Raw genomic sequence first — 25994 nt, 5'->3', positions numbered from 1 at the left:
GCGGGCGCCCCAGGACATCCATGCGTCGCGTTGCCATTACGGGTCTGGGCGTCATCTCCGCCGTGGGGACCGGCACCCCGGCTTTTTTTGACGCCCTGCTGACCGCCCGCTCCGGCATCCGCGCCGTTGACATCCCCTTTCCCACCGGCACCGAAAGCGTGCTGGCCGGCGCGATCGATTTTGATCCCGACCCCCATTTCCCGCGCGCCCGGCTTCTGACCATGGACCGCGTCAGCCAGTTTGCGCTGGTGGCTGGCCGCGAAGCCATGTCGCAGGCCGGCCTGGGTGATCTCACCGCTGTGCACAACAGCTTTGCCGCCGAGCGCTTTGGTGTATCCCTGGGCACGGGCAGCGGCGGCGCCAGTTCCACCGATGTGGCTTACACGGCCCTGCTCGAGCAAAAAGTTGCGCGCCTGCGCCCCATGACCGTGGTGCTGGCGATGAACAACGCGATTGCCGCCCATGTATCCATGGAATTCGGCCTGAAAGGGCCGAGCAGCACCATCTCCAACGCCTGCGCCTCGTCGGCCGCTTCCATCGGCGAGGCCTTCCGGCAGATTCGCCACGGCTATGCCGACGCCATGCTGGCCGGCGGCTCGGAAGCGCTGCTTAACCGCGGCACCATCAAGGCTTGGCAAGCCATGCATACCCTGGCCAAACCCCACGCCGACGGCCCCGAAACATCCTGCCGCCCGTTCTCTTCCGACCGCAGCGGCCTGGTGCTGGCCGAAGGCGCCGCCATGCTGGTGCTCGAAGAATGGGAAAGCGCCAAACGCCGCGGCGCCACCATCCTGGCCGAGCTCTGCGGCTACGCCTCCACCACCGACGCCCACCATCTGACGCAGCCCGACGCCCAAGGCCAGGCGCGCGCCATGACGCTGGCGCTGGCGGATGCGGGAATGCGGGCCTCCGACATCGGCTACCTCAATGCCCACGGCACCGCAACCGATGTGGGCGACGTTGTGGAAACCAGCGCCATCAAGCTGGCTTTCCAGGAGCTGGCCTGGGACCTGCCCATCAGTTCCAGCAAAGGTGTGCACGGCCATGCCATGGGCGCGGCGGGCGCCATGGAATTTATCGCGAGCGTGATGGCCCTGCGCGCCGGGCAGCTACCGCCTACGGCCTTTTTGCACCACCCCGATCCGCGCTGCGACCTGGACTTCGTCCCGCTGACGCCGCGCGGCGCAAAGGGCCTGCGTGCGGTGATGTCCAACTCCTTCGCCTTCGGCGGATCCAATGCCGTACTGATCGCCAAGGCCGCCTGAACCTGTCGCGCCGGCGTCAAGCGCCGCCCGAGGCCCTGATTTTTTTCACCAGCGCGGTAGTCGAATAACCGTCCACAAACGGGATCGCCCGGGCATCGCCGCCATAGGCCCTGACCACCGCCGTTTCAGCGAGTTTGTCCATGTCGTAGTCGCCGCCCTTGACCAGCAGGTCGGGCCGCAGCGCGGAAATCAGCTCCAGCGGCGTGTCCTCGTCGAACCAGGTGACCAGGTTCACCGATTCCAGCGCGGCCATCATGATGGCGCGGTCCTGTTCGTTGTTCAGCGGCCGGTCCGGCCCCTTGCCGAGCCGCCGGGCCGAGGCGTCGGTGTTCAGGGCCACCACCAGGCTGCCGCCCAGTGCGCGCGCCTGGGCCAGGTAGCTGGCATGCCCGCGGTGCAGCACGTCAAACACCCCATTGGTGAAGACGATTGGGCGGGGCAGCGTGGCCAGGCGCCGCGGCGCCTCCTCGCGGGAGACGATTTTTTTCAGGAATTCTGGGGGCTGGGGATGGCTAGGCATCCCGCGACTTTAACGGAAGGCCTGGGCCACGATCTCGACCAGCAGGCCGCCGTCCAGCTGGGCACCCACCACGGCGCGCTGGGGCCAGGCGGCGCTGTCCTCGCCTATCCACGCGCGCCAGGCGGTGTCCAGCTGCTTTTTGTGCTGCATATCAACCAGGAAAATCTGTACGCTGAGCAGGGCGGCACGCGTAGCGCCCACATGTGCCAGGTGGAGGTCAAGCATCTCCAGAGTCTGCGAGAGCTGGCCATCGAAATCCAGTTCAGGATCACTGGCGTTGGCCACCGCGAACACCTGCGCGCCGCGGGCAACCACCCGGCTCCTGCCGCCGGCGCTGCTCGGCCAGCGCAGGTCCTGCATCAGGCGCCGGCGGGTGAGGGCTTGGCGGCGATGGAATCGGCAAGCTCCTTGCCGATTTCCTTGCGGTAGCGGTTCAGCTCCTGCACGGTCTTGAAGCTCTGGTTCATCAGCAGGCTCAGGTTGTGCAGGATGCGCTCAACCACCTTGCCTTCCCACACCGCGTCGAACTTGATCTGCGTGTCCAGCCAGTGCTCCAGCCATTCCGGGTTGGGCAGGCGGCTCTGGATGGTGTCGCGCGGAAACAGGCTCTTGTTCACGTGCAGATTGGTCGGGTGCAGAGCCTGCGCCGTGCGGCGGGCGCTGGCCATCAGCACGCCGACCTTGGTGAAGGCGGATTTCGCCTCATTGCCGAAGTTGTTGATGGCGCGTTTCATGTAGCGCAGGTAAGCGCCGCCGTGGCGCGCTTCGTCCTGGCTCAGTTGGGTGTAGATCTGCTTGATGACCGGCTCGGTGTGCCACTCGCTGGCTCGGCGGTACCAGTGGTTCAGGCGAATCTCACCGCAAAAATGCAGCATCAGGGTTTCCAGCGCGGGCGCGGGTTCGAATTCGAAGCGAACCTCATGCAGCTCTTTTTCGGTGGGCGCCAGGTCGGGCCGGAAGCGCTTGAGGTACTCCATCAGCACCAGCGAGTGTTTTTGCTCTTCGAAGAACCAGATCGACATGAAGGCCGAAAAATCGCTGTCATCCTTGTTGTCGCGCAGGAACATTTCCGTGGCGGGCAATGCGGACCATTCGGTAATGGCATTCATCTTGATGGTCTGGGCCTGCTCATCGGTCAGCTTGGCCGGATCAAAACTGGCCCATGGAATGTCCTTGTCCATGTCCCAACGGACGGATTCAAGTTGTTTGAACAGTTCGGGGTAAAGCATTGAGAACTCCTTCGCGATCGAATTCGCGGATAAATCTGCCTTGGACGCTGTAGGGCGCATCCTGGGTATTAGGGGTGATTTTAGGCGGCTAATGTGACAACTTGCGATTTGTCGGCAATTTACCGGCAAATCAGGCAAATTCGGGCTCATTCCGGCATGTTTGCCTACGTGAAGCTCGATTTCAGCCGCATTTTTTCATTCAAAAATATTGAATCTCACAAATGCCGCAACGCCCGCTGTGGGGTCTCCCGTCCAGACAATTTGTGCCACAAACCGAACAGCGTCAGAATGAACCGCCATCCACGTACCACTCAATTGCCCGTGAGTTTAACCATGCCCGCCTACAAGCCTCGAATCCTCCTGCTGGGCATACTTTGCTGCGGCGCCCTGGTCACCGCCAGCCCGGCGGCAGCGGCCCCGGCCGGACCGGCGCCTGCGGCCTGCCCGGGTCTTTTGCAACAAAACTTTTTGCGCCTGCAGGATGAAAAACCGCAGTCGCTGTGCCAGTACAGCGGAAAAGTGGTGGTCGTGGTCAATACCGCCAGTTTCTGCGGCTTCACGCCCCAATACAAGGGGCTGGAGGCGCTCTACGCCAGATACAAGGACCAGGGGCTGGTGGTACTGGGCTTTCCCTCCAACGACTTTTCGCAGGAAACCGGCAGCAACAAGGAGATAGCGGACTTCTGCGAAAACACTTTCGGGGTGAAATTTCCGATGTTCACCAAGACCAGCGTGACCGGCAAAGACGCCAACCCGCTTTTCAAGCAGCTGGCGGCCAAAACGGGCACCACGCCGCGCTGGAATTTCTACAAATACGTGATCGCGCGGGACGGCAACAGCGTCACCAGCTTCAACTCCACGGCCGATCCGGCCGGCCGATCCTTCATCCAGGAGATCGAAAAGCAGCTTGTGGCGGCGCCGTGAAGCGCAACGCCGTACGCGGCCATTTCGGCATGCCACACCGGCCGCAGCGTCGTTAACAAAAATTTACCTGATGCAGCGTCGCCGGGGGGAACTCCAGGCAGCTTGTGCGCTCATACTTACGCAAGCGCATATTGCTGTCACAAGCAGCGCTGGCACAAACAGTTTCATTGTTGCGAAGCCTTCTGGACCGTCCAGGTTCAGCTGCAATCCCGGGGCGCTCCTCCTCCTCCCTCCCTCCCTCGTTCGCGCCGGGGCGCTTCGCAGCATTTTTATATTCCAGCCAGCAAGGCCCCGCCCACGGGCGGCGCGCCCTTGCGCGTTGCGGTCCCTTGGCTACGGGTGCTCACCCCGCCGCGGCGAACAACCGGGCCGAAGCCACTCCTTGTTTGATCAGCCGGGCGGAATCGTTTCTGCGAAGCTGGCGCGCTGCATCAGCTTGTCCTGCAGCTTGGCAAGGTTGGGATAGAGTTCGCGCCAGTTGACCTGCGTGAAGCGCAGATCAAGATAGCCCAGCGCGCAACCGACCGCCACGTCTGACAGGCTGAAGTGGATGCCGCTGCAAAAGGCCTTGTCGCCCAAGCCGGTGCTCATGGCCTTGAGGGTGGCGTCTATCTTGCCCATCTGGCGGTCAATCCAGGCATCGCTGCGCTGCTTGGCGCTGCGGCCGCTCCAGGTGGCTTCCAGGCGCGCCAGGATGGCGGCGTCGACAAGGCCGTCGGCCAGGGCTTCCCAGGTTTTGACTTCGGCACGCTCACGGCCCTGGGTCGGGATCAGCTTGCCGACGGGCGACAGGGTGTCCAGGTATTCGACGATCACGCGGGAGTCGAACACGGCTTCGCCGCCTTCCATGACCAGGCAGGGCACCTTGCCCAGGGGGTTGGACGCGCTGATGGTGGTGTTCGCCGCCCAGACATCTTCCAGGATGAACTGGAAGTCGAGCTTTTTCTCGGCCATTACGATGCGCACTTTGCGCACATAGGGGCTGGTGGCGGATCCGATGAGTTTCATGGTGGTGTGAGATCGTGGTCCGAGGGAAGTGCATTCTATCGAGTAAGCCCGGGCCTCGGCTGACAGGCTCCTCCAAACGTCGCAAATCTGGACAGTCCCGCGGGCCGGCCCCCGGGGGCGCCCTACAATTGGAGGATGAGCTCTTCCACCCCGTTTTCCACCATCAACGCCCTGTCCCCGCTGGACGGCCGCTACGCCGGCAAGCTTGCCCAGTTACGCCCCCTCATGTCCGAGCAAGGCTATATGCACCGCCGCGTCCAGGTGGAAGTGGCTTGGTTCATCGCGCTGTCCGACGCCAAATTCGCCGAATTCAAGCCGCTGAGCCCAGGTGCCCGCACCTATCTGCTGGGCCTGGTCAAGAACTTCTCGGAAACCGATGCCGCAGCCATCAAGGACATCGAAAAAACCACCAACCACGACGTGAAAGCCGTCGAATACTGGATCAAGTCCAAATTCGAGGCCAGGCCCGAACTCAAGGGCGCCAGCGAATTTGTGCATTTCGCCTGCACCAGCGAAGACATCAACAACACCAGCCACGCGCTGCAGCTCAAAAGTGGCCGCGATCTGGTGGTACTGCCGGCGCTCGACAAGGTGATCGCCCAGCTGCGCGAGATGGCTCATCTGTTCGCCGACGAGCCCATGCTCAGCCGCACGCACGGCCAGACCGCCAGCCCGACCACGGTCGGCAAGGAGATCGCCAACGTTGTGGTGCGCCTGGCCAATGCGCGCGAGAAGATCGCCGCCGTCAAACTGATGGGCAAAATGAATGGCGCCGTGGGCAACTACAACGCCCATCTCTCGGCCTGGCCCGATTTCGACTGGGAGGCCTTCAGCCGCGGCGTGATCGAAACTCCCGAGCCGCTGGGCCTGGGCCTGACCTTCCAGCCCTACAGCATCCAGATCGAGCCGCACGACTACATGGCCGAGCTGTTCGACGCCGTGGCGCGCGCCAACACCATCCTGATCGACCTGGCCCGCGACATCTGGGGCTATGTGAGCGTGGGTTACTTCAAGCAGCGCTTGAAGGACGGCGAAATCGGCTCCTCCACCATGCCGCACAAGGTCAACCCGATCGACTTTGAAAACGCCGAAGGCAACCTGGGCCTGGCCAACGCGCTGCTGCGCCACCTTAGCGAGAAGCTGCCGATCTCCCGCTGGCAGCGCGACCTGACCGACTCCACCGTGCTGCGCAACATGGGCGTGGCGCTGGGCTATGCCGTGCTGGCCTACAACTCCATGAGCGTGGGCCTGAACAAGCTCGAGCTGAACCGCGAAGCGCTCAGCGACGACCTCAACAACTCCTGGGAAGTGCTGGCCGAGCCGATACAGACCGTGATGCGCCGCTACGGCGTGCAGGGCGCTTATGAAAAGCTCAAGGAAGTCACGCGCGGCAAGACCGTGAAGGCCGAAGACCTGCATGCGCTGATCCGCTCGCTGGAAATTCCCGAAGCCGAAAAAGCCCGCTTGCTGGCCATGACGCCGGGCAGCTATGTCGGCCTGGCGGCGGAGCTCGCCAAGCGCGTCTAGGCGGACGCCGCAGGCGGCTCCGGCATGTCGGCGCCGCACTGCCAGCATTGTTCGAACCCGCCCTCCACCATCTCACCGCAGCTGCACAGCCAGCGCCGCTGCGGCATGTTCTGCAAGCTGTGCAGCAACTCTTTCGCGCGCGCCTCTTCGTGGTCGTGCGTGAGCCACACTTCGGGCAGGCACTGGTCGGGCGGTAGCTCACCGGCCACGCTGCCCAGGAAATAACGCTGCACACTGGCCGCAAAGCCCGCCTGTCGCAAGGCGTCCACCCACAGTGCGGCGATGGCGATATTGGGAGCGCGGGCCAGTCTGAGCATGCAGCCAGTGTAGTCCGCTTGACAAGCATTCGCTACCAAATTGATAGCTTTGGCGCCCTCGAAATCAAACCTTTTCGTCCTCGGGGGCCGGCGTCTTGCCCTCAAGGGCCCGGTCGGCATAGCGGCCAAAGCGCCAAGCGCTGGCCTCCTGCGTGATGCGCCGCCAGGTCGCGCGCTTTTCGCCGGGCGTCATTTCGGGCCAATGCTGCACCTCGTCGAAAGTGCGGCCGCAGCCCTTGCACAGGGCGTCGCCCTGGCTGGTCGAGCAGATGGCGATGCAGGGCGTGTCGGCGGTAGTGTCATACCAGGCGCGCCACGCCGCGAGTGCCTTGGGCGGGAAGGTTTTTTCGTCGGCCTCGTCCTCATGGTAAAAAACCATGAGCGCATAGACCTCGGCCAGGGCGCGCAGCTCGGGTGCCAGCGTGATGCCATCGGGCGAGGGCTTTTTATCGCGCCAGTAATTGATGGCGGCTTCGATATCGGTGATGTGGATGCCGGGCATGGGAAATAAAGTACCAAATTAGGGGGCTGGCCGCGCCAAGGAAGAAGAATGCGCGAAGCCGCTGAGCCGGGCCGTTCATTATCGGCCAGACGGCAAAATCGCTTTCCCCGCGCGGGTTTAGCCGCCGTCAGGACGATCTGGCGGCCAATCCCCAGAAGAACAAGACCCCACAGCCCAGCAGCCCCACCCATTTGGCCAGCGCAGCCACGGTCATGGCCAGCCCCAGCAAGGGCTCCACCCCGGCGAGCAAGGGCCAGGGAAAGGCCGACACCAGGGCCAGCGTCAGCAGGTTCTCCGCGACGTCGCCCAAAACGGCCACGGTGGCAGCCAAACCCAGCGCGTTGAGCAAGGCCGGCGGCCTGTGCCCGGCGCGCTGCACGCGCACGATGCGGGCGAACGCCCAGGTCACGGCGCGGGCCAGAATGAAGGCATAGGCGGCCACCAGGCCGAAATCGGCCCACACAGCGCCGGCCACACGGCCGGCCGCTTGCGGCAGCGTGGCCAGCGGATAGGCCCAGGACGCCACCCAGCCGATCTGCCAGCGCGCCAGGGCCAGGTTGGCGGCCGCCGCCTGGCCGGCATCCCGGCCCAAGGCCAGCAGGCACTCCCACAGCGTCATGCGGGCCGGCACGATACTGCCGTTCAACAACCCGCCTGCCAGCAACCAGAAAACCACGGCCAGGGCCAGCGCCACCAACAGCCCCGCCACAGGCCGGCGGCGCGCCCAGACCGTATCGGCGGGAAAGGAGAGGCCCAGCGCCGCCACCGAAGGGTGCTCCACCGGCACCACCCGCTGCGGCTTCCCGGCGTCGAGCACCACATGCGGATTGCGCTGCTGCAGGCCGGCCAGCGCCCACAGGGCCGTGGAATAAGTCTCGCTGTGGATGCGAGGCCGGGGAGGCGGGCCGCCGGGGGCGGGCGTCGCCAGCGCAGCCAGCACCGCCTGCGTCTCGAGCTGGCCCGCGGCATCCAGCAGGCCGGCGCGCAGGCGCAGCTGGCAAGCAGCGGCCTCCTGCAGCATCCAGAGCAGGGCATCAAGCGACAGGCGAGCCTCGGCCTGGACATAACCCCCGCCCACGTCGCAATGCGCGCCCGAAAACCACAGCTGGGTAATGCTCTGCCCGCCGGCCGCATAGTCGTGCGCGGGATCCACATAGTAGGGGCGCGGCTCGAAGGAGCGGCGGTATTCGTCGAGGGCCAGTGCCTGGCGCACATGATGAAAGCGCTTGCCGACAATGGTCGGCGAGGCGGTGATAGTGCGGCTCAGCAAAGGTGCGCCCACAGAGGACACGGTTTCCCAGACACCGACAAACCAGACCGGCGCCGCGCGGGTCTGCTCGGAGGCAAAGAGCCGGCTGATCTGGTCGCGGATCGCGGTGTATTTGCGGCCGCCGAGCTCGCGGTCCGAAAAATAGACGTGCAGCAGGGTGGGCACCAGGCCCTCCATCTCGGAGCGCAACAGGCCGAACTGCGTCACCAGCCCGCCTATGCTGCGCGCCGTGAAGGCGCCGCGCGAAAAGCCGAACAGGAAAATCTGGTCGCCGGGCCGGTAATGCCGCATCAGGAACACATAAGCCTCGGCGATGTTTTCATACACGCCCTTGCCGAAGGCCAGGCCGTGCAGCCGCTCGAAAATGCGGCTGGCACTGTCGGTCAGGGACGCGCCGGGCAGCTCACCGGGGTTGCCCACGCCAGGGTCGTAGTACAGCAGCTGGTCGTTGGCGTCCGGCGCCAGCAAACCGCACAGCTTGGTGACGTTGGTGTCCCTGGCGCCGCCGGTCAGGTTGTTGTTGGTGCCGTCGCAGCAGATGATCAATTGCCTGTTCATGGACGCGCTCCTTCGCCGTGGATGGGGGAACGGGAGCAACCTTAAGCCCGGGGCGGGCCGCTGTCACCCCCCCCGGATGGAGGAGCAGGGTGCACTCAGGCCTGGATGAACGGGGGATTTGCAAAAAATCCGTTTTTATTGTCAAATATCCAGACGAAGGGGAGTAACTCCCTCGTTTTGCTGCAATATTCGATAACAGACACCACAGCAAAATCGCTAACAGCAAGTCGTCATTACGAAGTTCACACTTCCGGCTTGCTGGGCATGCAGCGACACTGCATGTCGAGCCAGACCTTCGATTGAAACCTGAACAGGTTTGATCGAGGCGTTCGCGGCACCAGTCCCAGAGCCGAACCATCCACAAACCTGTTCCGGTTTCACGAGCCCGGAAGTCCGTCCGTTCGGATTTCCAAGTCGAAACTTGACATGGAGTGTGAGCTTTGGAACTATTTACCGCCCCCTGGTGGTCCGCCCTGCTGGCGATCATCCTCATTGACCTGGTGCTCGCCGGCGACAACGCCATCGTGATCGCCCTGGCCGCGCGCAACCTGCCGTCCCATCTGCAGAAAAAAGCCATCGTCTGGGGCACTGTGGGCGCCATCGTGGTCCGCTCCGCCATGACCGTCGGCGTGGTGTGGCTGCTGAAAATCCCCGGCCTGATGCTGGTAGGCGGCCTGGGGCTGCTGTGGATCGCCTACAAATTACTGGCCGACCAAGGCGACAAGGACCACGACGGCCCCGTCGCCAGCACCTTCTGGGGCGCGATGAAGACCATTGTGGTGGCCGACGCCCTGATGGGCATTGACAACGTGCTCGGCGTCGCCGGCGCCGCCCATGGCTCTTTCGACCTGGTCGTCATCGGCCTGCTGGTGAGCATCCCCATCGTGGTGTTCGGCAGCACCATGGTGCTCAAGCTGGTGGAGCGCTTCCCCGTCATCATCAACATCGGCGCCGCCGTGCTGGCCTTCACCGCCGCCAAGATGATCGTGAGCGAACAGCTGCTCGACCCGATTTACGGCGGACCCGGCGCCTTACCCTCCGCCGCCACCCTGCATACGGCCGCCCAGTGGCTCACCTATGCGGCGGCAGTGGCCGGCGTGCTCGGCGCGGGCTGGTGGGCCACCCGGCGCAACCGCTCTACCCGCGACACGGACCTGATCCCTCACTGAAGCCCGCAACCGGCAAGCTTTCTAAAACGACGACAACTCAAGGAGAACTTCATGGACAACATCATCGTGTACGTTGACGACGCCGCATACGCCCTGCAGATGCTGCAACCCATGCTGCCCGCAGGCGGCTCCCGCAACCCCACCCGCTGGATCGTGGTCGGCTGCGCACCCCGCGTGACGCACCGCGTCAGCAAATGGGTGACGCACAGCGCGCGCGAAAGCTGGCGCGGCAAGTGGGCGGAAAAAGTCTTCGCCCAGCTGATGCCCCTGCTGCAACAAGAGGGCGACATGGTGCTGACCCAGCTGGCGCAAACCACCCTGATCACCCAGACAGAGTCCCTGATCAAGCGGCATGGCGCCGCGCGCGTGCTGGATGCCCGTCGGCCGAAGTTCGGCCAGGATATGCAGCCGGTAACGGCCTCGCAGGCCCAGGAAAGCCACGGGGTGCTGGGTTACGCCACCGCGCTGGCGGGCGCCGGCCTGCTGGTCGCGACCGACTGACGGGACCTGCCGCCCATTGCAATGCGCCCCTCCAGGGGCGCATTTTTCTTTGGGCGGCCCGATGGTATTCTTTGGGTATGAAACTCATCCTCAAATGGATTTTCAGCGCGGCCGCCCTGTTGGCGGTCGCCTACCTGTATTCGGGCGTGGTGGTGAGCAGCTTTACCGGCGCGCTGATCGCGGCCGCCGTGCTGGGCGCGCTCAACATGGTGGTGCGTCCCATCCTCGTGCTGCTGACGCTGCCCGTGACGCTGGTGACGCTGGGGCTGTTCCTCTTCGTCGTCAACGCCCTCATGTTCTGGGCCGCGGCCAGCCTGACCAGCAGCCTGAACGTGACGGGCTTCGTCGCCGCGCTGATAGGCTCGCTGATTTATTCAGCGCTACAGCTAGTGATCGACTTTGTCCTGGAGCGCCTGTTCCTTGACAAGTGATTCCGTCTGGCGCGTTCGCGTGTCGAGGATGGAGCCTTCCACATAGTCCGCGCTACCGGGGTTGCTGCGCATCATGGCCTGCGCCGCCTTGAAACGGTCCAGCGCCGCCGGATAGTCCAGCTGCGCCGCCCGGCTTTCCGCGTCGGCCCGGACCGCCCGCACATTCTGGTTCTGGTTGCCGTACGCGACCGCGAGCAGCTGCCAGGCCGTCGCATCCTTGGGATGCGCTGCCACCCAGGTTTGCAACCGGCTGGAGACGTCCTGGGCCCGTTGCGCCGCCAGCAGTGAACGCGCCTGGGTCAAAACCTCCGCGCGCGATGCCGCCTTGGAGATATCGAAGCTCGCGGCCGTGGCCGGTACCACGCCGGCCAGCAGATCGATGTCGACGCCCAGCAAATCCACCGCACCGGCCGCCTGCGGCACCTCCGCGACCAGCGGCCTGAGTTTTGCCAGCAAGCTTCGGGCGCCCGTGAAGTCGCGCAGCTGCGCCGCCGCATAGGCGCCCGCGTACAAAACGCCGGCATCGCGCACGTTGTCCGCCGAGGCCGGCGACTGCAGGGCAAGGGGAGCGGTGCGGCGCTGGGCTTCCGTCACCATGGACCGCAGCGCGTCAACCCCGGGCGCCGCCAGAATGCGCGCGCGCGAGGCCATCATGGCGTGCAGCACACGGGCCTTGCCGGCCTCGACCAGTTTTTCACGCGAAGGCTTTTCGGCCTCGGCGGCCGCCAGTTGCACGCGCGCCTGCGCCGCGGCAATCCGTTCGGTGGTCAGTGGGTGAGAGCGCAGGTAGGGAAAGGAGCCGTTGTCGTTCAGGCGCGAAGCCTGCTGCAGCTTTTCGAACATGGTGGTCACGCCGCGGCTTTCAAAGCCGGCATCGGTCATCACGCCGAACCCAACGCGGTCCGCTTCCCTTTCCATGTCCCTTGAGAAATTGAGCTGGTTTTGCACCGCGACGGCCTGGCCGCCGACAATGGCGGCGCTGGCGGCGTCGCCGTTTTTCCCGGCCGCCAGGGCGCCCAGCACCATGGCGGCAATCATCCACGGCGTCTGGCGCGACTGCTGGGTCAGCATGCGCGAAATGTGCCGCTGCGTGACGTGGCTGAGCTCGTGGCCGAGCACGGCAGCCATTTCGTCCGCATTGCCGACCGCGGCGATCAGCCCCAGGTGCACACCGAAGTAACCGCCGGGCAAGGCAAACGCGTTGATGCTGCGGTCCCGGATCAGGAACACCTGCCAGGCAAAGCGCTCTTCGAGCTCCGCATGCAATTCCCCGCGCGTACGCGCGGCGGCCACCAGTGGTTGCCAAATGCTTTGCAGGTAATCGGTCAGCACCGGGTCGTCGATGTAATCAGGGTCCCGGTAGATGCTCGCGGCGATGCGGTCGCCGATCCGCCGCTCCGCGGCGGCCGCCAGTTCGGAAGTTTCGCCCAGCGAGGGCAAGGAGCCCGTGGTGACGCCAGGTACGCTGGCGGGCGCCTGGGCGAGCGAGAGGTTGGCTGAAGCCACCCACGCGAGCACGGCCAGAGCCAGCCGGCCCAAAACCGGGCCGGACCTTGGCAGCCGGCTGTGCTTAGAACGAATCAATGGGTACAAATGCAATGACCTCTGCGGTGTTGGTGTCCAGCAGGACCGTCCAGAATGTTTTACGCCCCACCATGGGGATATAGCCTATGGGCCTGGCCTTGTCTCCTCTGCTGGAAGCTGATTTCAACGCGGTGTCAATTTCGCCCACCTGGGCCGGAAAACGTTTTTTGAGCTCCTCCAGCGGCTTGGCGTGCGCCAGGACCTGGGACTTGCCCTGATCGTAGCGCTGCCAGAATCCGGGGCGCGTACCCAGGGGCTTGCCCGCCAGAGCCTCAAAAGTCATATCGGAGCGCTCCTTGTCGTCCTTGAAGTCACGCACCGAGAGCAGCGTGGGGCCGGTCAATGGCAGCGTAGCCAATCCGGCCGGCGCCAATCCCAACTCCTCTTTGGGCACCTCGATGGCATGGACCACCCTGAAACGGTCTATTTCGAATACCAGGTGTACCGGGCGCACCACGACCACCGTCCATAAACCGTAGGCCAGCGCGGCCAGCTGGAACAGGCCTATCACCGTCAAGTCAAGCCGCAGCAGTTTGGCGGCTTTTTTGACACTGAACACCGCCAATGTGAGCAAAGGGCCCATGACCACATCGACGGCCACCACGATCATGAACAGCTCGCGGCCGCCTGAGATTTCCCGGTAAGGGTAGGGATACCAGATCCAAAAAACCAGCGCCGCCGCAAGGGCGGCAACGGTCACACTGATACCAAAGTGAACACCCGCCGCCAGCAAACGGCTCTTGAGGGGACTCTGACTCGCAAACATGGTCTTATGATGAGGGCCCGTTGTAAAGGTTTCGTAAAAGCATGGCCTCCCCTCCCGCACTCACCCACTTTGACGGCCAAGGCCAGGCCCATATGGTTGACGTGGCGGGCAAGGCAGCCACACACCGTGTCGCCATTGCGCAGGGCCGTATCGTAATGAATCGGGCGACCTTGTCCATCATTCTTCAAGGCAACGCCAAAAAGGGAGACGTCCTGGGCATCGCTCGCGTGGCCGGCATCATGGCCGCCAAAAAAACCAGCGAGCTGATTCCCCTGTGCCATCCGCTGGCCCTGACCCGCGTGGCCATCGACTTCCTGCCGCAGGAGAGCGATTCCAGCATCACCTGCCGCGCCACCGTGGAAACCGTCGGCCCCACCGGGGTGGAAATGGAGGCGCTCACCGCGGTGCAAGTGGCGTTGCTGACGATTTACGACATGTGCAAGGCGGCCGACCGCGCCATGACCATCACCGACGTGAAGCTGCTCGAAAAGCACGGCGGGAAATCCGGCAGCTTCACCAATCCCTGATCAGGGCAAACGCTCGACGCCTTCGGGCAAGCCGGCCTTTGCTGCCGCCCAGCGCGCGTGCTCCTTCGGGAAAGCCGCCCGGTAACGCGCCAAATGCATCAAGGCCTCGTCGTCAAGCCCCAGCATGACGGCGCTTTCAACCACTTTTTCAATCATGGACGGCTCGGGCGAATAGTGCAGGAGAGCCGTCGCCGTATCAAAGGTCCACCGGGCGTTGTCGCGCGTCAACGGCGTCAGGTTCAGTTCGGCGAAACGGACCTGGTTGCGAAACAGCCATGAATCCTGGATCTTGGCCAGGGTGCCGTCGCGGTAGGCCGCATTGCGATCCTGCGGGGCGAGGTAAATCTGGCTGACACGGTGGTAATCCCATGCGGCGTAGACGCAGCACGCCATCGCCACCGCGGCCAGCAGCCTCTTCAAAACAGGCGCTCTTGGCGTGGCAGACACCGGCACCTCGCCGCCGCTGCGCCACAACAAGCCTATGCACAAGCCGAAAGCGATCTGAAACGGCCCGTACCAGAGGGGGTATTCGAGCAGGCTGTGCAGCAGGATCACCACCAGCACGCTCCAGGCCAGCTGGCGCACGGCATCCGTCTCGCGCCAGGGCCGCCTCCGCACCACCCACCACCCACCAAAGCCGCAAACCAGAAGCGCCGCCGGAATGCCCAGTTCAACCGCCAGATGCAGGGGCAGGTTGTGAGCATTGTCCAGAATGTCGCAAAAGCGCGGGCCGGCATACAAAGTGGCGTAGTGCGCATAGTCCAATTCTCCCCAGCCCCAGCCCAGCCAGGGTTTCTGCGCGATCAGGTCCAGCACGTTGGACCACAGCACGATGCGGCTCGCGCATGCCCGCTCGCCGCCGCGAAGCCGCGCCACCATGCCATGCGCCACCGGGTCGAACCCCTGCAACCAGGGCAGCGCCAGCGTCGCCACGGCATAGGCCAGCACCGCCGTGACCAGCAGGCGCCAAACGCGGGGCCGGCGCCACACCCCCCACATCACCGTCAGGACGCAAAGCACGATCAGCTCCAGCAAGCCCACACGCGAGGAAGATGCGGCGTTGCCGGCCGCCAGCAGGCCGACCCCCAGATACTGAAGCCACCGGAGAGGTCCTGCGCAATCGCGCCGTCCAGCGAACCAGACCAACGCGGCCAGGGCGATATTGGTGAGGCTGGCAAACTGGTTACGCTGGCGGAGGTTGGCGAATGCCTCTCCGGGCGCCACCGTCTGGCTCACCCAGCCAGCCAGCGCCGCGGTAGCGCCGAAGTATTGCAGCAAGCCTATCAGGCTGCTGATCAGGCCGGCGAGCAGCCAGGCCCAGGCCGCCGGCACCACCCAGCGCTGGGCGAAGGAGGTATCGCCCACCGCCCGGTCCGGGAAGGCACGCAGCGAGGCCAGAAACACCAGGGCAGCCGCCGCGGCGAGTGACACCAGCCAGGGCACCACGCCCGGCGAAGGGCCGGGCGCAAGCGGGTTGAGCCAGGGGAGTGCCAGAAAAAAAATGGCGATAAATTGCATAAACGTGGGACGCCGGAAAGCTCAAAACGGTCACTCACCAAAACGATGAGAATCAGACCGAAGCTTGTGAGATTAACTGATCCTGGCAGCTGGGACTTGCCTCGTCACAGGCGAGTGGCAAGCACAGCAGTCAGGCCGACTTCAGCCGCCGGTCTGCCAGGCTGCACCGGCAGGGCACCTCATGCACGATAGCAACGTCTTTTCAGGCCGCCATGCGTTAGCATCGTGTCGTTTCGCCTTGAAACCCAGTACGAACAAGGCTTTTCGCGCCGGTACAGTCATCCATCATCGAAAATATGCACACCCCCTGCAAACAAGCGCGACCAAATGTGACTCGAGCCGGGCTTGGTGCCCTGGCCGACGGAGCGCTTGCCAAACCATGAGCACGGTTGCTTTAAACCCTCTTCGGATCGCTTCGGATATCTGGCGCCACCGCTACCTGCTCGGCCAACTCATCAAGCGGGACGTCCTACTGCGCTACAGGGGCGCGATGTTCGGCGTACTGTGGATTTTTCTCAGCCCGCTGCTAATGCTGGCGATTTTTGCTTTTATCTTCGGCGAGGTCTTCCAGACGCGCTGGCCCCAGCAAAACAGTGGTTTGCCCTTCTGGCTGCTGCTTTACAGCGGTTTGATCACTTTTAATATTTTTGCCGAGACTGCTTCCCGTGCGCCGACATCGGTGCGCGGCCATCCCAGCTTTGTCAAGAAAATCATCTTTCCCGTAAATATCCTGCCGGTCGTTCCGCTGGGTGCTGCCCTGGTCCATGGCGCATTCAACTTCCTGATCCTGGTGGCAGCACTGGCATGGGTGGGCGGCCTGCATGGCCAGATCGTGCTTTTCCCGCTTCTGCTCCTTCCCGTGTTGCTGCTTGCCTTGGGGCTTTCGTGGTTTATCGCGGCGTGGGGCGTGTTCGTCAAGGACATGACACAAATTGTTCCCGTGTTCATCCAGATGCTGATGTTCTTGTCGCCCGTGTTTTATCCGGTAAGCGCAGTGCCGCAGATGTTGCGCCCGCTCTACCAGGTCAATCCCCTGGCCATTGTCATTGAAGCCTCTCGTGCCGCAGTCACCGGACAGGCGATTGGATGGACAGCCTGGATCCTCGCATTTGGTTTTTGCCTGGGAGCGGCCGTGCTCGGTTACGCCTTCTTCCAGCATAGCAAAGAGGAGTTCGCCGATGCACTCTGAAGTGGCGATCTCTGCCGAGAATCTGGGCAAAACCTACCGGGTCTTCGGCCATCCCGGCGACCGCATCAAGCAAGCCCTCACGTTCGGGCGCATACGCTTTCACGACGAATTCAAGGCGTTGAGCGAGGTTTCTTTTGACATTAAAAGAGGGGAGACCATTGGCATCATTGGACGCAACGGATCGGGCAAAAGCACTCTGCTGCAGCTGATTTGCGGAATTCTCAAACCATCATCCGGACGCGTTCAGGTCAATGGCCGAATCTCGGCGCTGCTTGAGCTCGGGGCGGGCTTCAATCCAGAATTTACCGGGCGGGAAAATGTCTATTTTCAGGGCGCCGTGACCGGGTTCACCAAGGCGGACATGGATGCCCGCTTCGACAGGATTGCCAGCTTTGCCGACATCGGGGAATTCATCGATCAACCCGTACGGACTTACTCAAGCGGAATGTACGTGCGCCTGGCATTCTCAGTGGCCATTCATGTTGAGCCGGACATTTTGATTGTGGATGAAGCCCTCGGAGTTGGAGATGCCCTCTTTACCCAAAAATGCTTCCGCTTCCTTAACGATTTCCGCAAGAAAGGCACGCTTATCGTAGTCAGCCACGATATGCGCGCCGTCAATGGCCTGTGCGAACGGGCGTTGTGGCTTGATCGGGGGGTAGTACAAGCATTCGGCCCGGTCAAGGCCGTCTGCGAAAATTACCTTTCGGCATTGTTCGGGGGTGCGCAACACAGCGAACGAACATCGCCAGAAGACAGCATTGCCGACTGGGCCGACCAGCGACTACCCTACTTGCAGGCAAGCAACCTTCGAAATGATTTAAAGCTGTTCCGCTTTGATCCCGCCGCGCCGTCATTTGGTGGAAGTGGGGCGCGCATACGGGATGTCCGGTTGATTGACCAGTCCGGACGACCATACAGTTGGGTCGTGGGCGGCGAGATCGTTACGTTGTCGATTCGGGCGCATGTTATTGAGAACCTGATCTCCCCCATCATCGGTTTTACCGTTAAAGACGGCATCGGCCAAGCCCTGTTTGGCGATAACACCTACTTGAGCTATGCCGATCATCCGGTCGCCGCTTCTCCTGGCGAGACACTGGAGGCGCGATTTTGTTTCCGCATGCCTCGATTGCCCATAGGCCAGTATTCCATTGCGGCCGCTATTGCTGAAGGCAGCCAGGGCATTCACGAATTCCAGCATTGGGTTCATGACGCACTGGTATTCGAATCCCGCCGGGGCAGTGTAGATGGCGCACTCATTGGATTGCCGATGCGGGATATCTCGTTGACAACAACGCTCAATCAAAGGAATACGGAGCAAGCATGACACCGACCGCGGACCAAACAAAGGAGTTTTCCTGGACAGGCGAACGGTTCGTTCCCTTCTTGCGAGGGGACATTGAGCTGGAGCATTTGCACCGATACGCATTCGCTCGGGATTTCACTGCTCAAAAGGATGTTTTGGATATTGCTTGCGGCGAAGGTTACGGATCGTATTTCCTCGCCGGTACGGCAAAAACCGTGGTCGGCGTGGACTTGTCCGAAATCGTAATCCAACATGCGCGATCAAAGTATGCGGCGCCCGGCCTTGAGTTTCTCCAAGGCGATTGCACGCGCATCCCCTTGAAAGACAGCAGCGTGGACGTGGTGGTCAGCTTTGAGACTATCGAACACCACGATCAGCACGAAGCCATGCTCGCCGAGATCAAACGAGTCCTCAGGCCCAATGGAGTGGTGGTCATCTCAACACCGGAAAAGCACCTTCTGAACGAGCTTGCTCAGGATCGCAACGAATATCACGTCAAGGAACTGAGTCTTGGCGAGTTCACGGAGTTATTGGCAGGCCACTTCAAGCACAGCGCATTTTTCAGCCAGCGCGTACGCCACGGATCGTTAATGACGCCCATGGTCGCCAGCGAGGGGGGCGGTGTATTTTCCTTCCATACGGGCAGCCACAACGCCATCGTCAGCAGCCCGGTGGATCCGCAACCGCTTTTCCTCGTTGCGGTAATTTCCGATAGCGATCTTCCTCCTCCCAGGATCAGCTTTTTCGACGGCACTGACTTCTTCTATCGGGATCGCGAGTCGCAGCTTGCCAAAATGACCGAAGATCGGGATGCGTTGGCAGCAGAGATCGGGCGCGTCAAGGCCACGCTCTCCTGGCAGCTCACTAAACCGCTGCGGTTGTTCCAGTACTTGATCTCAAGGTTGCTGGGGCTGCGCGCGCCACGTGCGTGAGTTTGCGGCACTTCATCTCGACATCAACCTTGCGTCCGCGGAGCACATGCACCGACCCGAAAGAAGCACTCTGCAAGCTAAGCGCCTTGATGATGTTTTTCCGGCTCCGCCTCGACGCAAGCACCAGGGACAAAAGATGAATATCCCGCCGAAGCTGACTAAGCACATGCCTGGCCGCCTCAGGGCAGCCAGTCAATCCTGCATGCTTCCAGCCGCCCACTCATTTCATATGTACATCGACTCGCTTTTTCCGACAAGGCGAGAGACCACTGCAGGCTGCCTCTGATGAGTCAAGAAAACACAAAAACCGTTGAAAGCCTGCCGCTCCTCGACCTGTCGGTGGTGACGTATAACTCGGGCAAATGGATAAGCAAGTTTTTTGAGAGCCTTTTCAAGCAAGACTATCCTCTTGCCCGAATCAGGATTTTTGTCAGGGACAACTCTTCGGGTGACGATACCTTGGCCGCCTGCCAGGCAATGGCGGCACGTTACGGCGCACTGTTCCACGGGTTCCACATCAACACGGGGAAGAATCTAGGTTTTGGTTATGGGCATAACCGCAATCTTGATCAGGGTGACGCAAGCTACTTCCTGGTCACGAACGTCGATCTGGAGTTTGCACCCGATTCGATCCGGCATGTAATCTTCGCCGCCGAAGCGGATGCCGAAGACGTCGCGTCGTGGGAGTTGAGGCAAACGCCCTTCGAGCATCCAAAATGGTACAACCCGGTCACCCTCGAAACACAGTGGTCTTCCAGCGCCTGCATACTGTTCCGGCGATCGGCACTTGAGGCTGTTGGCGGCTACGAAGAACGCATATTTTTATACGGAGAGGATGTCGAACTCTCCTATCGCCTGCGTGATCGGGGGTTCAAGCTCAAGTATTGCCCCAAAGCAGTGTGCCTGCACCATAGCTACGAGAGTGCGGGGCAGTTGAAACCACTGCAGTTTTTCGGCAGCACGCTGGCTAATTTCTATATCCGCTTGCGCTATGGCACTCCCCTCCAGATTCTGGCGGGTGTCTTCATGTATTTTTCCTTGTACATGTTTCACCCACCGGTTCAGGGCCTGTGGAAAGGGCTGGGACGAAATGGCTTGCACATGCTTCGGAATGCCTTTTATTTTCTTCGCACCAGAAGAGGTAGCCAAGCGGCGTTCCCGCTGAATCGCTGGGATTATGAGCGCGCACGCGAAGGAGCGTTTTATTCATGCCTCCCTCCAACACTCAATCCGCCCTTGGTCAGCGTGATTATGCGCACCTATCGGGGCAGACTTCCCTGGTTGCGCGAGGCAGTCACGTCGGTGCTGAATCAAACTTATCCCAACATTGAGCTGGTCGTAACAGAAGACGGCTCGAATGATGCGTGCGCCTATCTGGAAGAAGTTGCCAGCAGGAAAGTGATTACTTCAGTGGTTTACAGGCCCCTGCCCAAGGTAGGGCGCTGCAAGTCCGGCAATGCGGGTCTGGAGCAGGCGACTGGTGAGTTCATGGTATTTCTCGACGATGACGATTTGTTTTTCGCGGAGCATATCGAGACATTGGTCGCAGAGCTCTCCATACGGCCCAATATTGCCGCCACGTACTCTCTGGCTTACCAGGTGGCTACTCGCGTTAACTCAGTGGATCCTCTGCGATACGAAGAGACGGCACGCGACATTATTAATATTCAGACGTTTTCCCGCGTTATCCTGTGGCATCACAACTATCTACCCATTCAGGCCGTCCTGTTCCGACGCACCCTTTATGAACAGTACGGCGGTTTTGATGAGTCAATGGAAAACCTGGAAGATTGGAACCTGTGGACTCGCTATTCGCTCAAGCACAATTTTCTGTTGGTGGAGAAAGCGACCTCCCTCTATCGCGTACCCAGCGACCGCGCGACTTATCGGGATCGGCACCTGCAGCTTGACGCGTATTACGCGCTGGCGGTGAAAAAGCAGAGGGAAATGTTGACTTCTCTTAGTCCCGCGGAGGTCATTGATTACTCCATGGAACTCTCGAAAAGCATTTACGCGGTGGTGATTCCCAAATCCCAGATAAGAAACATTCTGGTGAAGAATCGTTGGTTGAATCTGTTTTATTACATATTGATTCGGATAGTGGCCAAGCTCCGGGCGAAGCGCCGGGGAGTCAAATCTTAACTGGCTGCCGGCTATTTTGAGCCAGCAACAGTATGTGATGCGGCACTATTTCTTCCACGCCATGAACGTCCAAGCCGATGTATTCGACGAGCTCAGACGCAAGACGCGTATCGAATACATGGTGGTGTAAACAGCGGTTTTCCACGTTGCGCAGGGAACGCGCCTTGAAGGAATCCATGTCACCCGCGTCGGGATCGCGTCCCAGGTCGTGCAGCGCCAAAATCTCCGGCAAATGGGTCAAATCGTCCTCCCCCACTCCTGCCTTGAAGTCGGCCATCAGGTGCGACAACGTGGTCACCGGTCGGCGGTGGTCAAAAGTGTGGCGTCTATCAGGCAACAAAAGCACCAGGGTTCCGCCATCGACCAACAAGCGTTTCCACTCCAGCAGGGCAAGGATGGGGTTGGCGGTATGTTCCAGCATGTGCGAGGACAGCACAAAATCATAAGCTCCGGAGGGAAGCTCGCCCAATGCTGTCGTTTCCGCCAGGTACTGTTGGCCGGCGGGCTTTGCTGAATCAAACACAAAGGTTTTCCCTTGCTGGAGAGTTCCTTCCCACACCGTGTTTGCACCGAAATTACAGTTGTCGAGATTTCCCACCATAGGGTAGACAGGAAAGACGCCTCTTCGTGAAAAGGCCTGGCTGGGCCCGCCTATTTCGATCCCGGACTTGCCTATAAAACTGTTCTGGTAAATCCGCAACAGCGCGGATTGTTTCGCCAACAAGCCGCGCGCACGGACTGTCGCCGCACGCGCAAGGCCTCGGATTCCCCGCGATTGCAGTATGTGAATGGCTCTTCGAATCATGGCGTTACTACCGAGGGGAGTTCAGGACTGGAAGCGGGAATTGGTTGGCGACCAAAACATGTGTTGAATGAGGTCAGGATATCCCAGAGCGAGGTCGCAGCACCGACTCCCTCGCGCAAGGACCCATGCGCCCGCGCAAGCCGTCCACGATGCCCCCCGCGAATGCACGGACTTTGGCAAAGCCCTGCTTCTCCAGAAAAGCCATACCTCCCAGCCCCAAGAGCAGGCGCGCCAGCCGCCGCAGACACCACTCGGGCTCTCGCCGCCAGTAGGTCATCACGGTGACCACCGTATTGCGGGCGATGTAGTATTTGCGCACCGGCGGATGATTCGGAAGTATGCCCAACAAGGGAAGGCGCACACCGCCGGACTCGCCGACGCTATGGGTCATGACCGGCTTGCGACTGATGATCACCTGATGCCCATGCGCTCTGGCTCGCAGGCAGAACTCGTGATCCACCTGGTCGATGAAATAGTCTTCCCGGAACCCCCCCATCGCCAGCGCAAGGCGCACGTCGACAAGGCTGCCTGATGTGATGACTGTTTTTTGCACCAGGAAGCTCGCAGCCTCTCCGATCGCGACCTTGGGATGCTTGCTCCTTGGATCCAGATAGTTCCCCCCGATTACTGCGGGTGCGGGCGAGCAGGCTTGGGACACGCCAAGAAGCGTGCTCACCATATCCGCAAAACACTGGGTGTCCTGGTCCAGTGTCAGCGCCCATTTGCATCCAGCATCCAGGGCATGGTGAAGGCCCTGGTTGAGTGCGGCTGAAATGCCCAGATTGGCCCGGTTTGAAACAAGGTGGATGTTTGCCGCGTCCTCCGGTAACTCCAACTGGCGCACGGCGCATTCCGCCGGCGTGTTGTCGACAATGACTAAACGCGCAACCTGGGGCGACAGGCCGCGAAGCCGTGTAATGAATTCCTCGTCGGGGTAATAAGCGACGACGACCGCGCATACCAGGCCCAGGGACGCACTGCAGACGTCTTGCTGCAAAGGAACTGCCTCCGTTCCGGCGCGTGACATTGCGTTCCCGGCGGTGTGTGATTTCATGGCTGACCCAATAGCCATTCCCAGCTTCCCTGAACCCCTTCTTCAAGAGGAATGCGCGGCGCCCAGGACAGGCGGGTTTCCAGCCGCGAAATGTCCAGCACGATATTGCGCACGTCCACCGTACGAGCCGGACGATACGTTTTCTTCACCTCGCGCCGGCCGACGCTCTCGACGATACGCAGTACCTCGTTGACGCTATGCCCTTTGCCGCTGCCAAGGTTGTAAGTTCCGCTGTCGTCCGGCAGGGACACCAGGCGCGCGCACGCCTCGGCGACGTCATCGACGTGAATGAAGTCACGCACACTCTCACCGTCGCCCCAGATTTCCATTTCCGTGCCTAGCCGGGCATGCTCAAGCACGGTCCGCACAAGACCAAAGCCGCTTTTCACAGTCTGCCCGGGGCCGTAGGCATTCGAAGGACGAAGGATGGTGACGGCATGGCCGCGGGCTCGCAAGGCGCCGCAGAAAAACTCTTGCGAGGCCTTGCTTGCGCCGTGATGGGAAAGCGGCGCAAGCGGGCTGTCTTCAGTCACGGGGAGGCTTTGAGGGTTACCGTAAACGGTGCCGCCGGATGAAAAAAAGATCAGGTGAGTGTCTGGTCGGCTTTTCAACAAATCCAGCAAACGCAAGGTCAAGGTGAGATTGCCCAGCTCAAGGTTTGGATTGGAGGCGGACACGCCCGGAGTGGTGGAGCAGGCAAGATGCACTACCGTGCCGCATTGAGGCAGCACCTGCTCAAGCTGCGCTTGCTGCTGGCGGCCGAGGATATGTACCGGCCTCTTGTCACGCTGGAGGCGCCTGGCCAGGGCATTGCCGATGAAGCCGGCGCCGCCCAGCAGCAATACGCCGTCACGCCTCACGCGCGGCGCTCCAGAAGATTTTGGTAGGCAGCCACATAACGGCCGGCGCAGCCGTCCCAGGTGCCTATCGTGTCCCTGATCCAGCCGCGAGCCGCCTGTCCTGTGACCCGGTTATGCACGGAATCCTCCAGCCATTCCAGGCCCTGGGACAGCTCCTCACGGCCAGCCGCAAGCCAGCCCGTGACGCGGTGTTGAACCATGTCGCGGTGTGCCGGCAAGTCGGACGCAAGAACCGGCATGCCCGCGGCCATCGCTTCCAGCATTACCTGCGGCCGCCCCTCGTCGTGACGGCTGAGGGTGATCAATCCGCAGGCCTGGGGAAACCAGTTTTCAAGCAAATCAGCCGGGTGCGTCGGGCCGTGATAGTGCACCCAGGAAGGAAGTTCGAGCGTCTCCTGCATAGGACCGAACAGGTGCAATTGCCGTTCACTGCCGAAAAAGCCTTCGCCCCAATTGAACAGGTCACCGATCTTGTCACGGGTCAACCGGGTCACCGCCAGCCATTGCCGCACATTGCCTGCCGGAGGCCGGCGCGTGACTTCAAACCAGGGGTCATCCACGCCAAAAGCAATCGGGCGAATTTCGGCCAGATCGCCAAAGGCCTGCTCCAGCGCCGGCCGCATCCAATCGGCGTTGGGCGCCAGGATCGCACGGCGCTGCCGCAGCACAGCGCGTAACAGGACCTTCATGCCGGGCAAGCGCAGCAAGCCAAAGTCACTGCCAAGCACCGTGATCAGCGCCGGCGTTTTGGTGCCCCACAAGGGCAGGGCATTCTGGAGCCAGTTGACGTGGATGACGTCGGCCGGTTGGCGGCGATAGGTGCGGCCCAGGCGTGCCAGCAAGGCCAGGATGGTTCCAGCGGCGAGCGCCTTCCGGGTGCGCAGCAGATGCGCGATGCCGCCTTGTTCCGACAGGCGTGCGAGCCAGAGCGCATCGGCCGGCGTCGTAGCGGCGGCCACATGGGCGGGCAGCTCTCCCGGCGGCGCCCAAAGCGAAAGACGAACGTCGCCACGCCGTGCCAGCGCGCCGGCCTGGTTGGCGATGAAACGGCCGCGCCAGTCCTTAGGGCTTTCCGGGTAGGAGGTGCTGCTCATCAGAATGTTCAAACCATGACTTTCTAGATCGATGGGAGCCAGCCAATATTCAACGGGACGGACAGCAGGTGCCGAGGCATCCCGCGGCCATGCTAATCACTTTCGCGGTCGCTGGTATCAATGTTCTTGTAATGCAATGCGGAGATCTGCTCGGAAACAATACCTATCAGGAACGTGAAAACCGCCGAAATGAACAGCAACGCGCTCATGTTGGTGAATCGGCCGGCCGTCATATAGGTGTAAAGATAGTACGCAAGCCCCGTCAGGAAAAAACCCGCGCTGATCGGGAGAAAAAGTTTTTGCGGTGAAAAAAGCGTGCCGATCTTGATGATGATCAACAGGAAACGCAGGCCGTCGCGCAGTGGGTGGATATGGCTGGCGCCGCTGTTCCTGCGCGGCGAATGGATAGGCACATAGGCCACGCCATAGCCGGCGCGGAAGAAGCTCATGGTGATCGTCGTCGGGTACGAAAATCCGTTAGGCAGCAGATACAGGAATTGGCGGAAACGAGCCGCGCGAACCACCCTGAATCCCGAGGTAAGGTCGGCAATCGGCTGCATCACCATCCAGCTTGCGAAACGGCTGAAGACGTCGTTGGCGGCCGCACGGTGCAAGCCTGCCTGGGATCCCGCTTGCCGCGCGCCCACCACCATGTCGTAGCCCTTGTTGAATTCCTCGAGCAGGCTGGGGATGTCTTCGGGCTTGTGCTGGCCGTCGGCATCCATGAAAACAATCACTGCCCCAAGCGCCGCCCGGGCGCCGGTCTTGATCGCCGCGCCATTGCCCTTGGCGTAATGGTGCCGCAGGTGTTTGACGCGGTGCTCGGCACACACGGCGGACGTGTCATCGGTGGAGCCGTCATCAACCACCAGCACCTCCGCATCAGGGATCACGGCCAGGATGCGGGGGAGAATGTCCCGCAAACCGGCCGCTTCGTTCCGGGCGGGCAGGACAATCGAGATAGGGACGATGTGGTGCATTGGCAGGCGGCCGGTT

The 25994-nt window shown here is 61.7% G+C and carries 26 protein-coding genes; 11 read left to right on the top strand and 15 right to left on the bottom strand.

The window, feature by feature from the left end; genetic code table 11:
• The first annotated feature begins 20 nt into the window (after positions 1–20).
• Entirely contained in the window at positions 21–1265 is a 1245-nt protein-coding gene (locus ACEN8I_RS04045) for a beta-ketoacyl-[acyl-carrier-protein] synthase family protein (protein ID WP_413326558.1), read from the top strand.
• Between the two features lie 16 nt (positions 1266–1281).
• Here ACEN8I_RS04045 and rfaE2 read toward each other — a convergent pair whose 3' ends face one another.
• Genes rfaE2 through ACEN8I_RS04030 form a run of 3 tightly spaced genes read right to left on the bottom strand, consistent with a single transcriptional unit; the run spans position 1282 to position 3014 of the window.
• Complete coding sequence (gene rfaE2, locus ACEN8I_RS04040) at positions 1282–1785, bottom strand: D-glycero-beta-D-manno-heptose 1-phosphate adenylyltransferase (RefSeq protein ID WP_413326556.1); 504 nt, start codon at positions 1783–1785, stop codon at positions 1282–1284.
• Positions 1786–1794: 9 nt separating this feature from the next.
• The gene (locus tag ACEN8I_RS04035) at positions 1795–2145 is read right to left on the bottom strand and encodes a Rid family hydrolase (protein WP_413326554.1); all 351 of its coding nucleotides are present in this window, start codon (positions 2143–2145) and stop codon (positions 1795–1797) included.
• Positions 2145–3014: a ferritin-like domain-containing protein gene (locus ACEN8I_RS04030; RefSeq protein ID WP_413326552.1), complete on the bottom strand. Its 870-nt coding sequence runs from the start codon at positions 3012–3014 to the stop codon at positions 2145–2147. The genes ACEN8I_RS04035 and ACEN8I_RS04030 overlap by 1 nt, the downstream gene beginning before the upstream one ends.
• Positions 3015–3347: 333 nt before the next feature.
• On the opposite strand from ACEN8I_RS04030, the gene ACEN8I_RS04025 reads away from it, so the two are divergent.
• Positions 3348–3938 carry a glutathione peroxidase gene (locus ACEN8I_RS04025; RefSeq protein ID WP_413327050.1) on the top strand — a complete coding sequence of 197 codons (591 nt, stop codon included), beginning with the start codon at positions 3348–3350 and terminating at the stop codon, positions 3936–3938.
• 390 nt (positions 3939–4328) lie between these two features.
• On the opposite strand, the gene ACEN8I_RS04020 is transcribed toward ACEN8I_RS04025, so the two are convergent.
• Positions 4329–4946, bottom strand: a complete 618-nt coding sequence (locus ACEN8I_RS04020; protein ID WP_413326550.1) for a glutathione S-transferase N-terminal domain-containing protein — start codon at positions 4944–4946, stop codon at positions 4329–4331.
• A gap of 135 nt (positions 4947–5081) precedes the next feature.
• Here ACEN8I_RS04020 and purB point away from each other — a divergent pair, with 135 nt between their 5' ends.
• Positions 5082–6473, top strand: a complete 1392-nt coding sequence (gene purB / locus ACEN8I_RS04015) for an adenylosuccinate lyase (protein WP_413326548.1) — start codon at positions 5082–5084, stop codon at positions 6471–6473.
• On the opposite strand, the gene ACEN8I_RS04010 is transcribed toward purB, so the two are convergent.
• The 3 genes from ACEN8I_RS04010 to ACEN8I_RS04000 all read right to left on the bottom strand — a co-directional run bounded on the left by ACEN8I_RS04010 (position 6470) and on the right by ACEN8I_RS04000 (position 9120).
• A complete protein-coding gene (locus ACEN8I_RS04010; protein ID WP_413326546.1) occupies positions 6470–6790 on the bottom strand; it encodes a DUF2007 domain-containing protein in 321 nt (106 codons plus the stop codon). The two genes, purB and ACEN8I_RS04010, sit on opposite strands and share 4 nt — an antisense overlap.
• Before the next feature lie 64 nt (positions 6791–6854).
• A complete protein-coding gene (locus tag ACEN8I_RS04005; protein ID WP_413326545.1) occupies positions 6855–7292 on the bottom strand; it encodes a DUF3717 domain-containing protein in 438 nt (145 codons plus the stop codon).
• A gap of 127 nt (positions 7293–7419) precedes the next feature.
• Entirely contained in the window at positions 7420–9120 is a 1701-nt protein-coding gene (locus ACEN8I_RS04000; protein ID WP_413326543.1) for a T6SS phospholipase effector Tle1-like catalytic domain-containing protein, read from the bottom strand.
• A 440-nt stretch (positions 9121–9560) separates the two neighbouring features.
• Between ACEN8I_RS04000 and ACEN8I_RS03995 the strand changes: the two genes are divergently transcribed.
• The 3 genes from ACEN8I_RS03995 (at position 9561) to ACEN8I_RS03985 (ending at position 11221) form a co-directional block, all read left to right on the top strand.
• The gene (locus ACEN8I_RS03995; protein ID WP_413326541.1) at positions 9561–10289 is read left to right on the top strand and encodes a TerC family protein; all 729 of its coding nucleotides are present in this window, start codon (positions 9561–9563) and stop codon (positions 10287–10289) included.
• A 51-nt stretch (positions 10290–10340) separates the two neighbouring features.
• A complete protein-coding gene (locus ACEN8I_RS03990) occupies positions 10341–10790 on the top strand; it encodes a hypothetical protein (RefSeq protein ID WP_413326539.1) in 450 nt (149 codons plus the stop codon).
• Positions 10791–10867: 77 nt separating this feature from the next.
• Positions 10868–11221, top strand: a complete 354-nt coding sequence (locus tag ACEN8I_RS03985) for a phage holin family protein (RefSeq protein ID WP_413326536.1) — start codon at positions 10868–10870, stop codon at positions 11219–11221.
• Here ACEN8I_RS03985 and ACEN8I_RS03980 read toward each other — a convergent pair.
• Together ACEN8I_RS03980 and tfpZ are read right to left on the bottom strand one after the other, a co-directional pair.
• A complete protein-coding gene (locus ACEN8I_RS03980; protein WP_413326534.1) occupies positions 11177–12760 on the bottom strand; it encodes a M48 family metalloprotease in 1584 nt (527 codons plus the stop codon). The genes ACEN8I_RS03985 and ACEN8I_RS03980 overlap by 45 nt on opposite strands.
• Positions 12761–12791: 31 nt before the next feature.
• Positions 12792–13571 carry a TfpX/TfpZ family type IV pilin accessory protein gene (gene tfpZ, locus ACEN8I_RS03975; protein WP_413326532.1) on the bottom strand — a complete coding sequence of 260 codons (780 nt, stop codon included), beginning with the start codon at positions 13569–13571 and terminating at the stop codon, positions 12792–12794.
• A gap of 41 nt (positions 13572–13612) precedes the next feature.
• On the opposite strand from tfpZ, the gene moaC reads away from it, so the two are divergent.
• Positions 13613–14098 (top strand): cyclic pyranopterin monophosphate synthase MoaC, encoded by a 486-nt coding sequence (gene moaC / locus ACEN8I_RS03970; protein WP_413326530.1) that lies wholly within the window; start codon positions 13613–13615, stop codon positions 14096–14098.
• Here moaC and ACEN8I_RS03965 read toward each other — a convergent pair whose 3' ends face one another.
• A complete protein-coding gene (locus ACEN8I_RS03965; protein ID WP_413326528.1) occupies positions 14099–15616 on the bottom strand; it encodes a PglL family O-oligosaccharyltransferase in 1518 nt (505 codons plus the stop codon).
• Between the two features lie 379 nt (positions 15617–15995).
• Here ACEN8I_RS03965 and ACEN8I_RS03960 point away from each other — a divergent pair, with 379 nt between their 5' ends.
• From ACEN8I_RS03960 to ACEN8I_RS03945, 4 genes are all read left to right on the top strand, one after another.
• Positions 15996–16805: an ABC transporter permease gene (locus tag ACEN8I_RS03960; RefSeq protein ID WP_413326526.1), complete on the top strand. Its 810-nt coding sequence runs from the start codon at positions 15996–15998 to the stop codon at positions 16803–16805.
• Positions 16795–18132: an ABC transporter ATP-binding protein gene (locus ACEN8I_RS03955; RefSeq protein WP_413326524.1), complete on the top strand. Its 1338-nt coding sequence runs from the start codon at positions 16795–16797 to the stop codon at positions 18130–18132. Before ACEN8I_RS03960 ends, ACEN8I_RS03955 begins: the two co-directional genes overlap by 11 nt.
• Complete coding sequence (locus ACEN8I_RS03950; protein WP_413326522.1) at positions 18129–19043, top strand: class I SAM-dependent methyltransferase; 915 nt, start codon at positions 18129–18131, stop codon at positions 19041–19043. The genes ACEN8I_RS03955 and ACEN8I_RS03950 overlap by 4 nt, the downstream gene beginning before the upstream one ends.
• Positions 19044–19328: 285 nt before the next feature.
• The gene (locus tag ACEN8I_RS03945) at positions 19329–21185 is read left to right on the top strand and encodes a glycosyltransferase family 2 protein (protein WP_413326520.1); all 1857 of its coding nucleotides are present in this window, start codon (positions 19329–19331) and stop codon (positions 21183–21185) included.
• On the opposite strand, the gene ACEN8I_RS03940 is transcribed toward ACEN8I_RS03945, so the two are convergent.
• The 5 genes from ACEN8I_RS03940 to ACEN8I_RS03920 form a co-directional block, all read right to left on the bottom strand.
• Positions 21175–21909, bottom strand: a complete 735-nt coding sequence (locus ACEN8I_RS03940) for a methyltransferase domain-containing protein (protein WP_413326518.1) — start codon at positions 21907–21909, stop codon at positions 21175–21177. The genes ACEN8I_RS03945 and ACEN8I_RS03940 overlap by 11 nt on opposite strands.
• Positions 21910–22063: 154 nt before the next feature.
• Positions 22064–23044: a glycosyltransferase gene (locus ACEN8I_RS03935; protein ID WP_413326516.1), complete on the bottom strand. Its 981-nt coding sequence runs from the start codon at positions 23042–23044 to the stop codon at positions 22064–22066.
• The gene (locus tag ACEN8I_RS03930) at positions 23041–23904 is read right to left on the bottom strand and encodes an NAD-dependent epimerase/dehydratase family protein (protein WP_413326514.1); all 864 of its coding nucleotides are present in this window, start codon (positions 23902–23904) and stop codon (positions 23041–23043) included. Before ACEN8I_RS03930 ends, ACEN8I_RS03935 begins: the two co-directional genes overlap by 4 nt.
• Positions 23901–24998, bottom strand: coding sequence for a glycosyltransferase family 4 protein (locus tag ACEN8I_RS03925; protein ID WP_413326512.1), 1098 nt, complete (start codon positions 24996–24998; stop codon positions 23901–23903). Before ACEN8I_RS03925 ends, ACEN8I_RS03930 begins: the two co-directional genes overlap by 4 nt.
• Positions 24999–25090: 92 nt before the next feature.
• Positions 25091–25978, bottom strand: coding sequence for a glycosyltransferase (locus tag ACEN8I_RS03920; RefSeq protein WP_413326510.1), 888 nt, complete (start codon positions 25976–25978; stop codon positions 25091–25093).
• Positions 25979–25994: the final 16 nt, after the last annotated feature.

The organism is Polaromonas sp. CT11-55 (genome assembly GCF_047303325.1).
In the GTDB taxonomy this organism is placed as follows: Bacteria; Pseudomonadota; Gammaproteobacteria; order Burkholderiales; family Burkholderiaceae_C; genus Polaromonas.
The sequence above is the reverse complement of the archived record's forward strand: the minus strand, read 5'-3'. Positions and strand labels throughout refer to the sequence as shown.